This window comes from Mucilaginibacter sp. (assembly GCF_028288225.1).
GTDB lineage: Bacteria > Bacteroidota > Bacteroidia > Sphingobacteriales > Sphingobacteriaceae > Mucilaginibacter.
In genome coordinates this window covers 1-18,639 of the sequence record NZ_JAQBOC010000025.1, presented here as the reverse complement: position 1 = coordinate 18,639, position 18,639 = coordinate 1, and the positions used below count along the sequence as shown (strand labels likewise).

General features: G+C 41.6%; 13 protein-coding genes. 6 read left to right on the top strand and 7 right to left on the bottom strand.

Going from position 1 to position 18,639, the window contains the following annotated elements; translation table 11 throughout:
- The 6 genes from JWQ54_RS07760 to JWQ54_RS07735 form a co-directional block, all read left to right on the top strand.
- The coding region (locus JWQ54_RS07760) for a SusD/RagB family nutrient-binding outer membrane lipoprotein (RefSeq protein ID WP_299582621.1) at positions 1–1,054 on the top strand (1,054 nt) is incomplete at its 5' end.
- Positions 1,055–1,115: 61 nt separating this feature from the next.
- On the top strand, positions 1,116–1,742 hold the full coding sequence (locus tag JWQ54_RS07755) for a hypothetical protein (protein ID WP_299582618.1): 627 nt from the start codon (positions 1,116–1,118) through the stop codon (positions 1,740–1,742).
- A gap of 11 nt (positions 1,743–1,753) precedes the next feature.
- Positions 1,754–3,088, top strand: a complete 1,335-nt coding sequence (locus tag JWQ54_RS07750) for a M20/M25/M40 family metallo-hydrolase (protein ID WP_299582615.1) — start codon at positions 1,754–1,756, stop codon at positions 3,086–3,088.
- 77 nt (positions 3,089–3,165) lie between these two features.
- The gene (locus JWQ54_RS07745; protein ID WP_299582612.1) at positions 3,166–5,937 is read left to right on the top strand and encodes a M14 family metallopeptidase; all 2,772 of its coding nucleotides are present in this window, start codon (positions 3,166–3,168) and stop codon (positions 5,935–5,937) included.
- Between the two features lie 225 nt (positions 5,938–6,162).
- The gene (locus tag JWQ54_RS07740; protein ID WP_299582609.1) at positions 6,163–8,934 is read left to right on the top strand and encodes a M14 metallopeptidase family protein; all 2,772 of its coding nucleotides are present in this window, start codon (positions 6,163–6,165) and stop codon (positions 8,932–8,934) included.
- Between the two features lie 285 nt (positions 8,935–9,219).
- Complete coding sequence (locus JWQ54_RS07735) at positions 9,220–10,431, top strand: OFA family MFS transporter (RefSeq protein ID WP_299582606.1); 1,212 nt, start codon at positions 9,220–9,222, stop codon at positions 10,429–10,431.
- A gap of 101 nt (positions 10,432–10,532) precedes the next feature.
- Here JWQ54_RS07735 and JWQ54_RS07730 read toward each other — a convergent pair whose 3' ends face one another.
- The 7 genes from JWQ54_RS07730 to JWQ54_RS07700 all read right to left on the bottom strand — a co-directional run.
- Positions 10,533–10,877 carry a hypothetical protein gene (locus JWQ54_RS07730; RefSeq protein ID WP_299582603.1) on the bottom strand — a complete coding sequence of 115 codons (345 nt, stop codon included), beginning with the start codon at positions 10,875–10,877 and terminating at the stop codon, positions 10,533–10,535.
- Between the two features lie 29 nt (positions 10,878–10,906).
- A complete protein-coding gene (locus JWQ54_RS07725) occupies positions 10,907–11,101 on the bottom strand; it encodes a hypothetical protein (protein WP_299582600.1) in 195 nt (64 codons plus the stop codon).
- A gap of 33 nt (positions 11,102–11,134) precedes the next feature.
- Positions 11,135–12,217: an efflux RND transporter periplasmic adaptor subunit gene (locus JWQ54_RS07720; protein WP_299582597.1), complete on the bottom strand. Its 1,083-nt coding sequence runs from the start codon at positions 12,215–12,217 to the stop codon at positions 11,135–11,137.
- Between the two features lie 5 nt (positions 12,218–12,222).
- Positions 12,223–15,408 carry an efflux RND transporter permease subunit gene (locus tag JWQ54_RS07715; protein WP_299582594.1) on the bottom strand — a complete coding sequence of 1,062 codons (3,186 nt, stop codon included), beginning with the start codon at positions 15,406–15,408 and terminating at the stop codon, positions 12,223–12,225.
- Between the two features lie 10 nt (positions 15,409–15,418).
- The gene (locus tag JWQ54_RS07710) at positions 15,419–16,840 is read right to left on the bottom strand and encodes a TolC family protein (RefSeq protein ID WP_299582591.1); all 1,422 of its coding nucleotides are present in this window, start codon (positions 16,838–16,840) and stop codon (positions 15,419–15,421) included.
- A 494-nt stretch (positions 16,841–17,334) separates the two neighbouring features.
- Entirely contained in the window at positions 17,335–17,982 is a 648-nt protein-coding gene (locus JWQ54_RS07705) for a FadR/GntR family transcriptional regulator (RefSeq protein ID WP_299582588.1), read from the bottom strand.
- 414 nt (positions 17,983–18,396) lie between these two features.
- A partial coding sequence (locus JWQ54_RS07700; protein ID WP_299582585.1) for a hypothetical protein occupies positions 18,397–18,639 on the bottom strand: 243 nt, incomplete at its 5' end.

Below are 18,639 nucleotides of genomic sequence, written 5' to 3'. Positions count from 1 at the left end.
CACTTTGGTTCCAAATAGCTCGGATGTATTCTATGCAGGTACTAAAGCTTCATGGATCGCTATGGCTAACTCATTAAAGTTAAAAATGTATAACCAGATCCGTTTGGTTGACCCCGCAAGATCAACTGCGGCAATTAAAACTTTAATTGCAGGTCCATTAATTAATAGTAATTCTGTTGATTTTACCTTTAAATATGGTTCGGCTATAAACCCAAGCAATCGCCATCCATGGCATAAGTCAGAATACACGTCTGGTAAAAGTTTCTATCAAAGCCAGTCGTTCATAGATTTAATGTTTGGTCTTGATGATCCTCGTTTGAGATATTTTATCTTCAGACAAAATGCTACAGTAGGCTTAAATAATTCAAGCAACGGTAATGGTTATTATGGCCGTAATCCCGGTGATGGTACAGCAGCACCTGCTGATCAGGCCCGCCGGTCAACTTTTGGTATTTATCCGGCAGGCGGCTTGTATGACAATGCTCCAATAAATAACTTACCGGTAACCAACCTTTACCTTACAAATACCGGCGCTACCGGTTCAACAAAGGTAGTAGCAATTACAGACGGCACAGGTGCAGGTATTACGCCATTAATTACCTATGCTATGGTTAAGTTTATTAGAGCCGAAGCTGCTTTAACATTAAATACAGGAGATGACGCCAGACAAAGCTTTAGTGATGCGGTTACTGCTAATCTAAGCAGTGTAAGCACTTATGCAGCTGCAAACGGCGGTAGTGTAATACCTGCCGCAACAATAACAGGTTATGTAAACAGGTTACTTGCACAATATGACGCGACAGATGCTGCCGGAAAGTTAAATCTGGTAATGACACAAAAATATATTGCTGGTTATGGCAATGGTATAGAAGAATACAATGATTACAGACGAACAGGTTTACCGGTTTTACGTCCGCTTTTATCACCGCTTAACGTATTTCCGCTCCGGCTTTATTATTCTCAAACAGAATTGTCTGCAAATACCTTTTTTGCCACAAATGGAAATCAGCTTCAAGTTGCACAGCAAATCACTCCTGTTTTTTGGGATAAATAACCGGATGACTAACACCAACATATTAGCTATAAATGAAATATTATAACATAAAAAATTAGTTATGAAAAAATACATACTGGTCTTATCATTTGCTTTATTAGGGATGGTTGGCTGTAAAAAGGTTAATTACGAATGGCAGAACTATACTTATACAGCCGTTCCACTTGTTACTATTGACACCACAAAATCGGCATTGCCAACACGGCAGGCAGGCAAGGTAGTTTTCTTTAATTTGAAAGATCCTGCTGTTGCCAATCAAGAGTTTTCTTATACTTTAAACTGGACTGATTTTAATGGCTTATCAGCGCCGGTGAAATCCATTGAGGTTTACTCCAGCTTTAATAAGGCAGAGGCAAGTGTTCCGGCTTACCCCATAGTAATATCTTATCCCGGAAACCAGTACCCAAACATTGCACAGTTTCCGCTTCCATGTCTGGTGGGGTCGGCAGATAAGCTTTATGATACGGCTACCCAATTTCCTAAAACTTACACCTTTACAGCAGCGCAGTTAGCAACTATAACCGGAGTGGTTTTAAGTTCAGTTTCAGTAAATGATTATTTTCAATTTAAGTTTATACTGAACTTAACAGACGGCAGGCGAATAGTTTCGTATTTTAATAATGTTTGCGACGAAGCGCGTGGCGAACCTGGCGATTGCAGGGTAGGAGCAAGATTCAAGAGCCAATAAAAATGATAGATATGAAATTTTTTGAAAGAAAGTGGATAAGGTTGGCCTTGATTTTATTAATGATAGGCATGCAACAGGAGCTATATGCCCAGGAAGATGTTCCGGAAACGAAAAAGCTGGCTATTGCAGATAAAAAATACAGCCGCGAGGTTAGCATTATCGGTAATAAAGAAAGTATAAAAAAAGCATTTCAAACCATTGTTGATTTGCAGCCGCAAACTTTACAGGACCATGTTTTGCTTACCCAAATACCAGCTCCGCCTTATAAGGAAATGGTTCGGGCAAAAAAATATGCTGAATTAATGAAAGCCGCCGGCGCTGATTCTGTATGGATTGATAATGTGGGGAATGTGATAGCTAAGCGAAAAGGCCGTTTAGGTAAAAGAACAGTTGTACTTGAGGGCCACATGGATACCGTTTTTCCGGAAGGAACCGATGTTAGGGTTAAAAGTAAGGGCGATACTTTATGCGCACCCGGAATTGCTGATGATACCCGGGGACTGGCAATTGTGCTCACTGTACTTAAAGCTGTTAAAAAAGGCGGTATAGAAACTGATGCCGATATATTATTTGTTGGTGCGGTAGGCGAAGAAGGGCAGGGTGATTTGCGCGGTGTTAAAAACCTTTTTAGCGATAAGGGCCCAGGTAAAATTGACTCTTATATAGCTATAGATGGTACCGATATAAACAGGATTGTACATCGTGGCTTGGGCTCGCACCGCTATAAGATTACTTTTAAAGGCCTGGGGGGGCATTCTTCAGGCGCATTTGGTTTGGCCAATCCACATAATGCTTTGGCTCGTGCCATACATTATTGGGTTTTAGATGCTGATAAATTTGCGTTTGAAAAAGGTGTGCGGGTTACTTATAACGTAGGCGTTATAGGTGGCGGCACATCTGTAAATTCAATTCCTTTTGAATCATGGATGGAAGTAGATATGAGATCAGAAAGCCCTGAACGCCTAGCCGGAATTGACAAGCTGCTTCAGGATGCCGTTCAAAAAGGATTACAGGAAGAGAACCGGATGAAACACCTGGGCCCACCTCTTACAGTTGATATAAAATTGATCGGAGATCGCCCGTCCGGTTTAGAAGATCCGAATTTGCCATTTATACAGCGGGCAATTGCTGCCACAAGTTTTGTACATGCAGAACCGGAGTTAGGTGTGGGGTCAACAAATTCAAACATCCCATTTTCAAAAGGTGTTCCGGCAGTTACGCTTGGTAGCGGAGGAAAATCGGGTGGTGCCCATGCTTTAAACGAATGGTGGTTAGATGATAAAGGCTATCTGGCTACCCAACGTGCGCTATTGCTGTTAGTAACCGAAGCAGGAATAGCAAATTGATTTTTTAAGCAGATAGATTAGATTATGCATCTGCTTAAAGTATTAGATATATTAAATAAATTAATAAACAAATAGTTATGAGAAGAAAAATTAACAGATTACTTGTTTTGCCGCTGCTGTTTTATTCGATAATAGCAGGAGCACAAACAGTCCCTTCCCCAAAAGAGCACTTTGGCTTTAATATAGGGGATGATTATAAGCTGGCAACTTACACGCAAACCGAAGCTTATTTTAAAAAGCTGGCTGCCTCTGACCGTGCCCGGTTGGTGGATATTGGTTTGACCGAAGAAGGCAGGCATCAATATATGCTTATCGTTTCTTCCCCGGAAAATTTAAAAAACCTGGATCGTTATAAAGAAATATCTCAAAAACTGGCACATGCCGCTGATCTGACAGATGCGCAAGCTAAAAGCATGGCTACCGAAGGAAAAGCAGTGGTGTGGATTGATGGCGGATTGCATGCAAACGAAGTAGTTGGCGCACATCAGCTGATTGAAACCATGTGGCAACTGGTAAGCCGTAATGACGAGGAAACAATGAACATTTTAAAAAATGATATCATTCTGTTAACTCATGCCAATCCGGATGGGATGGAGCTTCTTTCCAACTGGTACATGCGGGAAGCTGATCCTAAAAACCGAAAGATGGATATTCCAAGGTTGTTTCAAAAATATATAGGCCACGATAATAATCGGGATTTTTATATGATGAACATGAAGGAAAGCCAGAACATCAGTCGCCAGCTGTTTGTAGAATGGATCCCTCAAATTATGTATAATCATCATCAGTCAGGTCCCGCGGGTTCTATTCTTGCAGGGCCGCCTTATCGCGATCCGTTTAATTATGTGTTCGATCCTTTGGTTGTTACCAGCATTGATGCCGTTGGCGCAGCCATGAATAACCGGCTTAACGTAGAAGGAAAGCCCGGTTATACGCAACGCGCTGGTTCTCAGTTTTCTACCTGGTGGAATGGTGGCTTACGTACAACACCATATTTTCATAATATGGTTGGTTTACTTACTGAAATTGTAGGAAATCCTACACCTCAAAAAATAGCTTTAGTGCCCGAGCGCCTAATTCCAAATGGTGCTACACCAAATCCGGTTATACCTCAAACATGGCACTTTCGCCAATCTATAGATTATTCGGTGTCTTTAAACTATGCTGTGCTTGATTATGCTGCCAGGTATCGCTCTGAATTGCTTTACAATATTTATAAGATGGGCAAAAATTCTATAGCGCGTGCAAGTGATGATCATTGGACATTTTATCCCAAATTTATCGACTCTATAAAAACTGCATATACAAAGGAGAAAAAGGTAACCGGAAAAGATAGTACAAACAATATGTCTGGTGAATTTGCTTTTGGACGAGAGGGTGATATTCCGGCTAAGTATTATGATCAGGTGTTAAAAAATCCGGTTAACCGGGATGCACGCGGGTATATACTTCCTGCTGATCAAGCTGATTTTCCAACTGTAGTTAAATTTATTAATGCCCTGATATTATCCGGTATACAGATACAAAAAGCTACCGCGGATTTCACCGTAGCAGGGAAGAAATATCTTGCAGGATCATACATTGTTAAAAACGATCAGGCATTTCGTCCGCATGTAATGGATATGTTTGAACCGCAGGATCATCCGAATGATTTTCTTTATCCTGGCGGCCCTCCAATCAAACCTTATGACGCGGCCGGTTGGACCCTTGCTTTCCAAATGGGCGTTAAATTCGATCGTATAATGGAAAGTTTTGAAGGGCCTTTTGAAAAGATACCTTATGGAACTATTCAGTCTCCGCCTAAACTTAGTATTCCATCTGTAGCTAAAGCAGGATATGTAATAAGCCCTTCTATAAACAACGCTTTTATTGCAGTTAATGATTTATTAAAAGCCGGTGTTAGTGTTTACCGTTTACCTGCTGGTGTAAGCAGCATACCTGGTGATGGACCTGGTACCTTCTATGTTCCTGCAACAGCTCAATCAAAAACAGTACTTGAAAAAGCATCAGCCGACCTGGGCCTTAAAATTGCTACGGTAGCTAAAGCGCCTGCCGGTGCTGTTAAAGTTTTGCCTACACGTATTGCTATATGGAACAACTATGGCGGATCAATTCCGGCTGGCTGGGTGCGCTGGTTAATGGAGCAATATCATTATAATTTCGAGATGATTTATCCGCAAACTATTGATGCTGGCGATCTCCGTAAAAAATATGATGTTTTAATTTTTGTTACAGGCGCCATTCCTCCGGTTGGAAGAGAAACCTCCAGATTCCCTGACCGACAACCTAAGGCCGATTCTATACCTGCAGAATTTCGTCCGATGCTTGGAAAAATAACAGCTGATAAATCTATTCCTGAACTTAAAAAATTCATGGAAGCAGGTGGAACTATTGTAACTATAGGAACCAGTACAAATTTGGCTTACCATTTAGGGTTACCTGTTCATAATGCCCTGGTTGAAAAAGGAACGAATGGTAAAATGCGCCCTCTTCCGGGAACCAAATTTTATATTCCCGGTAGTATATTAAGTGCTAAATTTAATACCACAGATCCGGCAAACTATGGTATGCCTGCCGAAAATGACATTGATTTTGACCTGAGCCCGGTATTTAAATTAGATGATGATGCAGCGGCAAAGGGTGTAAAAAGCCTTGCCTGGTTTGATACAGATAAGCCGTTGCACAGTGGCTGGGCATGGGGACAGGCTTATTTAAAAAATGGCGTTGCTGCTTTTGTAGCACCTGTTGGCACTGGTAAATTATACGCTTTTGGTCCTGAAATTACCTTCCGCGGTCAAGCTCAAAGTACCTTCCGATTATTATTTAATCAGTTATATGCTACTAAATAAATAGCTATAAACTACCTGGTAAAAAAGTTATATCACCTATAATTCTTTTACCAGGCAGTTATTTATAACAATCAATTAAACTATGAAACGGAGCATATATAATTCGCCGGTAATTAAGGAGGTTTTACGGTGTTAATTATCAAAATACTATAGGTAATTAGGTAAAAATACCATAGTTGCATTATTAAACATATTTTATGAAAACTATTATAAAAAATTTATTTTATGAAAATTAAAAATTGTTACGCATTCAGTATAGTGTTATGGCTATGTGTTTCTGTTTCGATGGCGCAAACAGTGCCCTCGCCAAAGAGTTTTTTTGGCTTTAATATAGGGGATGATTATAAGCTTGCAAATTATACCCAAGCCCTGGCATATGAAAAAAAGCTTGCTACATCAAATAGAGCTAAATTGATTGATATCGGCTTCACTGAAGAGGGCCGGCATCAATATACGCTTGTCGTTTCTTCTCCAGAGAACATTAAAAATCTGGAGCAGTATAAAACTATTTCGCAAAAATTGGCACATGCCGAGGGCCTTACAGATCAGCAAGCTTTGGCTTTGGCTGCTAAAGGTAAGGCCATTGTTTGGATTGACGGTGGTTTACATGCAACAGAAGTTGTTGGTGCACAGCAGTTAACAGAAACAATGTATCAGTTGGTAAGCCGTACAGATCCGGAAACTATGCGCATATTAAATAATGTAGTTATTTTATTGACCTACGCCAATCCGGATGGAATGGACCTTGTTTCTAATTGGTACATGCAGGAAACTGATCCTAAAAAACGCAACCTTAATATCCCAAGGTTATATGAGAAATATATCGGGCATGATAACAACCGCGATTTTTACATGACCAATACTAAGGAAAGTACTAATATGAGCAAACAGCTGTTCCTGGAATGGTTTCCGCAAATTATGTATAACCATCACCAGGCAGGCCCTACCGGTTCTGTGCTTGCCGGGCCACCATATCGTGACCCTTTTAATTATGTATTTGATCCATTAATGATTACCGGAATTGATGCACTTGGTGCTGCCATGTATAGCCGCCTTAATTTAGAAAATAAGCCGGGATTTACACGCTTTACCGGTTCTACTTTTTCTACCTGGTATAATGGCGGTTTACGTACAACCACCCAATTTCATAACATGATAGGTTTATTAACCGAAATTATTGGCGGCCCTACACCGCAAAGCATTCCGGTTGTTCCACAGCGCCTTATTCCGAATGGTGCAACACCAAATCCAATTTTACCGCAAAGCGAATGGCATTTCCGTCAATCTATAGATTACTCGGTATCGCTTAACTATTCGGTGCTTGATTACGCTGCCCGTCAGCATGATGAGGTTCTTTTCAATATTTACCGCATGGGTAAAAACTCTATCCAGCGTGGTAGTAAAGATACATGGACACTGTCGCCTAAACGTTCTGATGCGATTACACAAGCTTATCAAAAAGGCGAAGGTAAAACCATCGCTGCAGGTGAAGATGTATCTGACGAAGCTGCCGGTGGCAGAGCAAGAGGCCCCAATATCCCGATAAAATATTACGACGCGGTATTAAAAAATCCTGAGTTACGCGATCCGAGAGGCTATATTCTTTCTGCAAACCAACCTGATTTTCCTACTGCGGTTAAATTTATTAACGCGCTTATTAAATCAGGTATCCAAATACAAAAATCTACTGCTGATTTTACTGTTGAAGGAAAACAATACCCGGCAGGTTCTTATATCGTTAAAACAGACCAGGCATTTCGTCCCCATGTGTTAGATATGTTTGAGCCGCAAGATTACCCCAATGATTTTCTTTATCCGGGTGGCCCCCCTATTAAACCTTATGACGCGGCAGGCTGGACCTTAGCTTATCAAATGGGTGTACAATTTGATAGGATACTGGATGCATTTACCGGGCCATTTCAACGTATTCCTTATGGAGAAATTCAGTCACCGGCAAAACAGGGTATTGCTGCAAATGCTAAAAATGGCTATTTATTAAGTTCAGAAGTAAATAACTCATTTATAATTGTTAATGATTTGCTTAAAGCGGGGGTTGAAGTTTATCGTTTGCCAAAAGGCAAGTTAGAAAACGGTACCTTTTTTGTTTCGGCCGGAGAAAAAGCAAAATCAATATTAGAAAAAGATGCTGCAACTTATGGTGTTAAGGCAACTGCTGCTGATCAGCTTCCTTCTGATGCGATAAAAATTTCATCACTGCGTATTGGGCTTTGGGATACTTATGGAGGATCAATTCCGTCGGGCTGGATACGCTGGTTAATGGAACAATATCATTATGACTGTAGTGTAATTTATCCTAAGGAACTTGATGCCGGCGACCTGAAGAAAAAATATGATGTATTGATTTTTGTTACGGGTGCTATTCCTCCTAAAGATATGGGATTTGGCCGCAGAGGTGGAGCCGGTGGCCGCCAGTTAAGATCGGTGGATTCTATACCTGAAAAATTCAGTTCATGGGTAGGAAGAGTTACAGCAGATAAATCTATTCCGCAGATCAAGGCGTTTTTAGAAGCAGGAGGGTCTGTAGTTACCATAGGTACAAGTACCAATTTAGCTTATCATCTGGGAGTTCCTGTTCATAATGCCATTGTTGAAAAAAATGACAAAAATGAAGAAGTGCCATTGCCGGGAACAAAATATTATATTCCGGGAAGTATACTGCGTGTAGATATTGATCCGGATCAACCGGCTGCCTGGGGTATGACCAAACAAGCTGATATTAACTTTGAAAATAGCCCGGTATTTAAGTTAGATGCCGATGCTGCAGCTAAGGGCGTTGTACCTATCGCATGGTTTCCAAATGATAAACCCTTGCGAAGTGGTTGGGCATGGGGACAAGCTTACTTGAAAGATGGTGTTGCTGCATTTACTGCACCCGTAGGTTCAGGAAAGCTGTACGCTTTCGGGCCCGAGATAACTTTTAGGGGCCAATCACATGGCACGTTTAAATTGCTATTTAATCAGTTATATTCCCACTAATAAAATAATTTTAAAAGTAGAGCCCCTTAAGTCATTAGCTTAAGGGGCTTTTTTGTATGCGTGTCTTTAAATTTAATTTTGATTAAGCAGAATGAAATAAAAGATGGATAACGATATAACACAAAAATCATTAAGATGTGTTCTAATTGGGGCTCTGTGTAGTTTGTTGGCTATTGGCTTAATAATGATTTCTGGTTGAATTAAAACAGAAAGAGTTTTCATGTCGGCATTTTGCGAAGAATAAGCCAGGCACCCTGAGGCACCCAATAATTATTAAAAAAAACAATGAAAAAATCTAAACGTTGGTGGATTGCTGTTGCCGGTGTCTTGTTACAGATGGCATTGGGCGCTGTGTACGCCTGGAGTGTATTTCGGATTCCGCTTGCAAAGCAGTTTCACTGGTCAATCTCCCAGGTCACCCTTGCCTTTACTATTGCGATCATGTCGTTAGGCTTTGCGTCATTCTTCGGGGGCCTCTGGTTGAAAAAAGTTGGTCCCCGCGTAGTCGCCCTAACTGGTGGCTTGCTGTATGGCGGCGGGGTCTTTTTGGCGAGCTATTCTTACCACGGGCTATGGTGGCTCTATATGACCTACGGCCTTATTGGCGGAACCGGGCTTGGATTGTCATACATCGTACCGATCTCCGTTCTGGTAAAGTGGTTTCCAGACCATCGCGGTTTAATGACAGGCGTTGCTGTAGGTGGTTTTGGAGCCGGGGCACTCATAACAGCTCCGATCGCTACGCGACTGATACAAAGCGTAGGTGTGCTGCAAACTTTTGAATTTCTTGGTATAGCTTACCTGTTAGTTTCCGTTTTATCGGGCTATTTCATGCAGAACCCACCCGAGGATTGGCAACCGCAGGGCTTAAAGAACAATAAAAAGCAGTTAGTGAAGGAGCATGCCGGAGACTTTACGCTTGGAAGAGCATTGAAGACCTGGCAATGGTGGAGTTTGTGGTTACTGCTTTTCCTGAATACTTCAGCAGGCATTACAATTATTTCTCAGGAAGCCCCTATGTTTCAGGAACTGGTAAAAGCAACCGCAATTGTAGCTGCCGGTATGATTGGCATTGTAAGTATCGGGAATGCATTGGGTCGTGTCTTCTGGGCCTGGACCTCTGACCTGCTGGGCCGGCGGGCAACTTTTACCATAATGTTTATTGTACAGATCGGTTTGTTTTGGATCCTGCCTGGCCTTCATTCCGTAACAAGCGTTACTATCTTTGCCTTCCTTATATTAATGTGCTATGGCGGTGGTTTCGGAACGATGCCTGCATTTGTAGCAGATTACTTTGGATCGACCAATCTGGGTTCTATTTACGGACTTATATTAACAGCCTGGGGATTTGCAAGTGCCTTCGGGCCATTACTAATTGCCCATATGCGTCAATCCAGCGGAGCATATACGAGCGGACTACATATAATTGCGATAGTTATGGCTGTCTCAATAATATTGCCTTTGGTAGTGAGGCCGCCAGTTCGGCACAAAACATAACATTACCTTGATACAGTAAAGCGTCGTACGAGGTTTTGTTTTTTTTGTGGTGTCATCTCCTCATTATTTTAAGTTGTTGTTAACATTGCTTTAGCGTTATCCTATAAATTGTAAGGTAGTATAATCAAAAAATTATTTCCAGCATCGGGCTGGCTTTGTTCTGACCAATGATTAGCGATTGCATTGTAAGTTAATATTTGCAAATCGCTATCCAGCAGCAAAAAGGTAATATCGGTGGTATTGAATATGGTGCGTAGCTGGGATTGAGATTCTTCCAATGTGCTATTTATCTCTGAAAGATTTTTCGTCTTTTCGGCCACACGGTGTTCAAGCAGCTTATTTTTGCTTAGTATCTTATTGGCAACATAAGAAGTTATAAGCGCAGCAATTATCGAAATACCCGTATTAACAAAGGCAACCCAGGAGAGCGGGAGCGTTCTGTTCAAGGTGAGATGCGTAACAAGTATAAGGCAACCTATAAAGAGAAAATAATTCTCTTTATAGGTTGCCCAACAACTAACAATACACAACACACATATAAAACATCAACCTTTATTTTACCTGGTAACAGATGGCTGATGCACATAATTGCTATCAGGCAAAAGAATGCCAGTATATACGCTTTTTTCAGGTCCCGTTTCTCCAATTGGTTGCGAATAATATTTGACATTTTTATTAATAATTAAGAATTGAGTTCCATTTTTCAATTGATCTTTACAGGTGCATTATCCTTAATCTCGTCGGTAGCGTTTTTAAGAAGAACACTGCCATTTGTTAAAGCTCCATAAACCTCCAGGCTATCCGTAGTTTCGCGGCCTTTTTTCACATCTACCCATTGGGCCTTATTATTTACCACCCGGATCACAAATATGCGCTGGGAGTTTCCGGTGACAGCGCTCTGGGGTACTACAAAGGTTTTTTGGGTATTGATTAACCGTAATGTTACCTGGGCGAACATACCTGGCAGCAGTTCCTTGTTTCTATTGGGTATATCCATTTGCATCTGTTCAGACCGCAATTCGTTGTTCAAACTGCCGGCCATACGATTAACTACCGCTACAAATTGTTTCCCGGGCAAGGTCTTGACCGTGAAATGAACGGTATCCTTATTCGAAAAATATCTTGTTGCGGCCTCCGGCACATCAACTACCAAGCGTAGTTTGGCTTGTTCCTGCAGAGTAAGCATTGGTTTATTGGAATTTTTATCTGATGGGGTTACGTAAGCGCCGGGGTAAACATTACGCGAACTGATCACACCATCAAACGGTGCCCTTACTTCCAGGTAGTTTTTCAAATCTGCCGATAGCTGGTATGCCGATCTCGCGGCAAGCAATGCCGAGCTGTCGGCACTCATTTTAGCATGGGCCATATCCAGGTCATTCGGTGATATGGTTCCCGGGGTTTTACTTGTTTTTAGCAAGCGGTCATAATTAGCTTTGCTGCCCCTGTAAATAGCTTCTTTAGTGTGCAGGTCCTCCTGGGTCTGGGTAAGTGCAGCTGTCATTTCGGGGGCATCAAGCGTCATTAATAGTTGCCCGCGGTGTACCTGGCTACCTATATCAACTATCATCGTTTTTATAAAGCCATTTACTTTGGCATATAGGTCAACCGTTTGATAAGGTTGGAGTACCCCCGGAATACTCATTGTTGTATTCAGGGTGCCCTCTTTGAGCGTAAACGCCTTGATGCTGCTTTGAACGGGTACTGTTGTTGACTGCTGTTTACTTTGGCAAGATGCCAGCAAACCGATGATCAGCAGGCATATTATAAAATGATATGATTTCATGATTTCTATTTTTGATTTTCTGATAATTGAATTTTAGGATCGTAAAAAATACTGTGTTTATCATCGGGATCTAATGAAACCGGATGAACAGGGGAATTGCGTCTGATCAGGTAAAAAATAACCGGAAGAATAAATAAGGATACAAAGGTTGATAAGATCAGCCCCCCTATCACTGCCCGGCCCAGCGGCGCGGTTTGATCGCCAGCTTCTCCCAAACCAGAAGCCATCGGGATCATACCCGCTATCATGGCAATGGTTGTCATCAATATAGGTCTTAGCCTAAGTTCTACAGCTTCAACGGCCGATTCCATAGCGCTTTTACCCGATAGCCTGATATGCTCGGCATTAGTGACCAATAAAATGGCGTTAGAGACAGAAACGCCCACAGACATAATAATACCCATATAGGATTGCAGGTTAAGGCTTGAACCGGTTGCCAGTAAGATTAGTAATGAACCTACCAAAACACCCGGAATTGTAGTGATGACCGTAAAGCCTAACGGAAAAGACTGGTAATTTGCGGACAACATCAGCATCAGGATAACAATGGTGATCACTAAACCGAATTGAAGGCTGCTAAGCGTCTGGTCCAGCAAAATGGTTAACCCCCTGGCCTCAACAGAAACACCCCTCGGCGGCTTGCCCGTGTTTTTTAATACTTTATTTACAGCAGTGGAAACAGAACCGAGATCTTTGTTATATACGTTAGCAACGATGGAAAGAAACCTTACCGGTCCTTTACGGTCATATTCCCCAACAACAGGCCCCAGCGTCAGTGTGCATACATCTCCAAGAACGGGTCTTGACCTGTCTTTAAAAATAGGTATTCCTGCAAGGTCAGATAAACTGCCTACGCTCGTTTGCGGTACTTCCACTTGCACGTCATAAGATGTTGCGTTTTTTTCATCCAGCCATAAATTCTTATCTGTAAAACGGCTGGACGAAGTAGCTTCAGTAACACAATTACTAACATCAGTCATCATCAGGCCCATTTGCTTCACCTTATCGCGATCAATATTAATATGGATCGCGGGGCTATTTAACTGTTCCTTTAGCTGAACATCCCTCAAGAAGGGTATCTGCTGCAATTGTGTGATCAGCGAATCTGCATATTGCTTATCCTGGTTAATATTCTTACCCATCACCGCAATTTCTACAGGCGTTGAAGACCCTTGACTCATGATTTTACTCGTCAGATCTATTGGCTCAAACGATAATTTCACATCAGGCATCGCTTTATGCAGGGCAATGCGCAGGTTTTCCTTCACATCCCGTATATTCACTTTATAATCTGCACTGAGGTTAACCTGCATCACAATTTCATTAGAGGCGCTCATAAACAGGATGACCGGTAAGGTTGGAAATGATGAGGGATGCTGCCCGGCAAAGGCCGAAATGATCTCTACATTTTTTTGCCCCACGGTATTATACATTACCTGTTGCGCCTGCAGCATCGTTTGTTCTGTTTGTTCAAGCCTGGAACCTTCGGGTGCCCGTATACGCACCTGGAACTGCCCGCTGTTTAATTTAGGCAGGATATCTTTTCCGATAGTTGATACGCATAAACCAATAATGAAAATTGAAATAACAGCGTAAAGTCCAACGCTTACCCGGCTTCGCTTCATCAGCCATTGTATCATTTGTATACAGCGCGCTTTAAAATGGTCAAATCGTGTTGTCTTATGCTCTTTTTCCGGTAATGCATGTTCATGTTCCGGAACTTTTAATATCCAGTTTGACAATATCGGAACGAGTGTTTGTGATAACAGGAACGCCGCGATCATAGAGAACCCTACAGCCATAGATAGCGGCAGGAACATACCCTGAGGCACGCCGGTCATGAAAAATGCCGGAGCAAAAACCGCCAAAATACTTAACAGAATAAGCAGTTTTGGCAAAGCTATCTCTTCACAGGCATCTGCAATGGCACGGGCCTTATTTTTACCCATTTCCATATGCCGGTGTATGTTTTCAATTGTAACGGTAGATTCATCCACCAAAATGCCAATGGCTAATGCCAGGCCACTTAATGTCATGATATTAAGTGTCTGCCCAAAAAGTTTCAATACTAAGGTGCCGACGATCACAGAAAGGGGTATGTTAACGATGACAATAAAAGCGCTCCGGCGATCCCTTAAAAAGATCAGCACCATTAATCCGGCCAGGATGGCTCCTGTAACCCCTTCACTTACAAGGCTTTTTACCGCGTTAATTACATAAACCGATTCATCAAACTCAAACTTTAAAGAAACATCAGGCGGCAACAGGCTTTGCATAGATGGAATAGCCTGTTTCAAACCCTGAACCACAGACCATGTGGAGGCGCTTGAGCCTTTAATAACGGGGATATAAATTGATCGCTTACCATTGATATAGGCAAAGCCGGTAGTAATATCAGCTCCGTCTTCTACCTTTGCTACATCTTTAAGATATATGGTAGCGCCATTCTGGTATATTAATGGTATGTTTTCAAAATCTTTTATCTGCTGGAGTACAGTGTTTGAAGGAGTAAGATAAGCCGTATGGCCTATATTAACTGTACCGGCAGGAGATATGCGGTTATTATCCTTTATCGCAGCAGTTACTTGATCGGGTGTTACATTATGACTGCGCATCAGGTCGGGGTCTACTTTAACCAGAACTGTACGTACGTTACCCCCAATAGGAGGCGGAGAAGTTAGCCCGGATATCTTTGAAAAATTGGGCCTTACGTAGAGGCTGGCTAAGTCCTGCAGCTCATTGTTGGTGCGTTTAGAGCTACTGATAGTTAACTGGCCAACCGGTAAGGTAGAGGCATCAAAACGGATAATAATTGGTGGTGGCGTTCCGGGCGGCATTTCTGCAAATGCACGGTTGGTGAGCGAGGTGACCTCAGCCGCGGCCTGTGCCATATTCGTGCCATCATAAAAGCTGAGCTTTAACACGCTCAAACCTTCTATATTGTTTGTCTCAATGGATTTGATGCCACTCACATATAAATAAAGGTTTTGGTAATTGGTAGATACAAATCCCTCCATTTGCTGTGGTGACATTCCCCCATAAGGCTGCGAAACATAGATCGTAGGCAAATTCAGATTAGGAAAAATATCAATATTGATTTCCGTGACGGCGATGATGCCCATCAGTACTACACCAATGATTAAAACGATAATCGTTATTGGTTTTCGCAATGAAAATTGAATCAGGTTCATGACTATTGTTTTAAAATTGGTTAATGAATAAATTGAAATTGCCCGACGATGCAGCCATATAAAGCAGCGACTGCCAAACGGCAGTAGTGGCAATATCCTTGTCTGTTTCTGCCCTGTTTAAATTGTACAGGGTTTGGGTAACATCAACGATAGTTGCAAGGCCGTTACTATATAAAGTCTTCTTCTGTTGATAGGCATCGCTGGCCGCCTTTAACTGAATTGGTGCTTCGCGGTATTTTTGCATAGCATTGGTCAGTTGCTTATTACTTTCTTTCAACTGATTATTGAGATTGTTTTCCAGGTAATTATATTCATTGGTTAGCGCGTCAGAGTTATAATGCTGGCTCTTAACCCGTGAGGCTACCCTGCCAAGATCGGTGAGGTTCCACGCGACACCTACCCCAACAAGGTAATTCCCCCTGATTGGATCAATACCATTTAAGTAACTGCGATTATAGCTGCCCGGATCATTAGGGTTATAACCTGTTCCAAAACCTGATCCCCTGTCTTGCAACACTCCAAAAAATGATACCCTGGGCATGCTTGTTTTAGAAATAAATTTGGCTGATAGTTCGCTGCTTTTTACCCTTGCTGATAAAAAATTCAATTCAGGATGATTGGTGATATTATTAATGGGTTGTCCCGGCAACCTGGCGGGTAATTGGCTGATATAAGAACTATCTAAAGAAAATGATTGATTATTAACTCCCAATTGTATTGACAGGTTAGCTGCCTGGCTCTGCTCATAATTAATGGCATCTGTAACTGCTATGCGTGCTTTAGAAAGTTCGGCATTGGCAATAGTACTGTCAACACCGGGATTTAAACCGTTTACCGCTCTAACCAGGATCACATCTCTGAGTTGGGAAACACGCGACAGATTGACATCCATAGAATAGTGCAGGCGTTGTGCCGCCAACAAGTTTAAATAAGCGCCGGCAACTCTAACCTGCTGCTGAAATTTCTCCTGTTCAAGATCTGCCGTGTCCATGTTATAAATACCTTTGGCTTCGGCTACATGTGCTTTTTGGAGACCAAATGAAAAGATATTCCAGTCGATATTCGAAGAATAGAATGCGCCGAAAGCGGCATTCCAGTTTTGTTTAGCGGCAATTGGCCCTGCTGTTATGGTTGTTAACCCGGGTAGTCCGGAAGCTGTTCCATTTAAACCGTTTATAGTTCCATATGACTGCTGAGCTGATAAAATAAAATCAGGCAGACCATCCCTTTTGGCGCCGGTTATAGCTTCGGCTGATGCTTTTGCATAATTATCTTTAGCTTTTATTATTTGTTGTTTAGACAGTGCAATATTGATCGCGTTTTGCAGCGTTAAAACGCTATCTGTTTGTTGGGCTTGTGCAGAAAAGCATACCAGGCCCAAAGAAATAGCCGATAGAATGCCGGTTATGACCAGCTTTTTCGTCGTTTTCATGATGAAAAGATTAAATGTTTAATTCAATGCCCTTACCAGGGCACATTTTTAAATTTTATGGTGATCCGGCAGGGCCGGACATGGAGATTAAAAGCACATAATGAATATGTGCAGTTGATTAAAAAACCGGGGGTGCCCTGAGAGGCAGCAACCGAATTTGATATGCTAAAGAGAGTTTTTCCTTAAAGGATATATAGAGTAGATTGAGAATTAATGTTACTGTTATAAAAGAAAGTACAAATGCTACAAGCGGGACATCCTGCACCTGAAAATGCTGTGTATAACATTGTAGTTTACAGTGAACAATGACCGCTTTTACATTAGTAGTTCGGGAATGAACCAGTTCAGTTTTATGATTTTTATGAAAGATCTCTGCATAACGCACCAAAACCCGTCCCTGCAGTCCCAAAAAGATGGTTAGGATCAGCAACAGCTTCAATGCGGTATGTAGTGCCTTTTTCAATTTTTATTTGCCTTTAAATAAGAAAATGCATTTAGTAATTATTCGCTATAATTTTATCAAGCACCTGCTGTGCCAGTTTTTCTTTTTTGTTCTTGATTGCTTCCAGTAATTGTTCGTGTAAATGATGGCTCATTGCAAAATGGCCAACTCCACGAACTTCTCTTTTGGAGAAGAAATCTCGTATAATACCAGTAAAGCCTTGATATAGATCGGCGAGCGCATTGTTTGAAGACGCCCTGGCAATGGCTATATGAAAGGCGATGTCAGCATCAACACAAGCCTGCCGTTGCTCGGTACGTATAGCCATTCTTCTATTTTCAAGGCATTGTTTCATCTCTTCCAAATTGCTCTCGGTGTGGTTTTTCGTGGCCAGTCTAACCGTTTCGTCTTCCAATAATTTTCTTACAGCATTGACCTCATCAAAATCCCCCCGCCGTAACCTTTGATCAATTGTTTCGTGTTCTATTCCGCCATTTACAAAAGTGCCCGAGCCCTGCTGCACCTTTAAAATTCCGGTCATAGCAAGTGTTTTGATGGCCTCTCTAATTGTTGAGCGGCCTACGCCATAAAGTTTCATCAATTCAGGTTCAGCAGGTATTTTTTTACCCGAGATATATTTATTCTGATCAATATCGTGCCTTATCTTATTTGCAACCTGGTCACTCAATTTTTCTGACATCTTTATAACCTTAAATTATTTGACAATACAAACATACGATGTTTAGGTTAAACATCAGATGTTTTATTTTAAAACATTATTAAATTGTTACAAAAACAATGCAATGGATCTTTAAAAATTATGAGTGGGTTAGCAGAAAAGGATACACGAGAATAAATAACAGCATTTGCATACTGCTTAGTTCACAAAAAAAGGATAATCGCAAGATTATCCTTTTCAGCGGGGATAAAGGGAGCCGGTTAGAACACCTTAAGGGGATTTTGGACATTGTAAGAGAAACAATAAAGAATAACCCACCGCAGGTATTATCTTCAAATGACAATAAGTTTGCCAAGTAAAAAGGTATGAAGCTTTAATGTCCTAATGTGAATTGTAATGTTTAATGGCTTTCTTATTCCAATATTCCAGGAACAATTAGCCGGCTAAAGCCGCGGCATTGGCAGCAGCCAAACCCGATTGCAATGACCTTAATTTGAGCTGCGCGTTATTTAATGTGGCTTGCGCGCCCATTAGTTGTGTCTCCGTCACTTTAAAAGCGGTCTCTTCCAATTGATAATGGTACGCTGCATCCCGATAAGCTTGATCCAGCATTACTTTCAAGGAAATGGCCTCTTCCGGGTTTGCCACGATCATGTCGTATAAGTTTCTCGCCTGCTG

What these genes read in the sequence shown, in the direction of transcription:
- JWQ54_RS07755 (WP_299582618.1), top strand. Translation starts at nt 1,116, where the DNA reads ATGAAAAAATACATACTGGTCTTATCATTTGCTTTATTAGGGATGGTT.
- JWQ54_RS07750 (WP_299582615.1), top strand. Translation starts at nt 1,754, where the DNA reads ATGAAATTTTTTGAAAGAAAGTGGATAAGGTTGGCCTTGATTTTATTA.
- JWQ54_RS07745 (WP_299582612.1), top strand. Translation starts at nt 3,166, where the DNA reads ATGAGAAGAAAAATTAACAGATTACTTGTTTTGCCGCTGCTGTTTTAT.
- JWQ54_RS07740 (WP_299582609.1), top strand. Translation starts at nt 6,163, where the DNA reads ATGAAAATTAAAAATTGTTACGCATTCAGTATAGTGTTATGGCTATGT.
- JWQ54_RS07735 (WP_299582606.1), top strand. Translation starts at nt 9,220, where the DNA reads ATGAAAAAATCTAAACGTTGGTGGATTGCTGTTGCCGGTGTCTTGTTA.
- JWQ54_RS07725 (WP_299582600.1), bottom strand. Translation starts at nt 11,101, where the DNA reads ATGTCAAATATTATTCGCAACCAATTGGAGAAACGGGACCTGAAAAAA.
- JWQ54_RS07720 (WP_299582597.1), bottom strand. Translation starts at nt 12,217, where the DNA reads ATGAAATCATATCATTTTATAATATGCCTGCTGATCATCGGTTTGCTG.
- JWQ54_RS07715 (WP_299582594.1), bottom strand. Translation starts at nt 15,408, where the DNA reads ATGAACCTGATTCAATTTTCATTGCGAAAACCAATAACGATTATCGTT.
- JWQ54_RS07710 (WP_299582591.1), bottom strand. Translation starts at nt 16,840, where the DNA reads ATGAAAACGACGAAAAAGCTGGTCATAACCGGCATTCTATCGGCTATT.
- JWQ54_RS07705 (WP_299582588.1), bottom strand. Translation starts at nt 17,982, where the DNA reads ATGTCAGAAAAATTGAGTGACCAGGTTGCAAATAAGATAAGGCACGAT.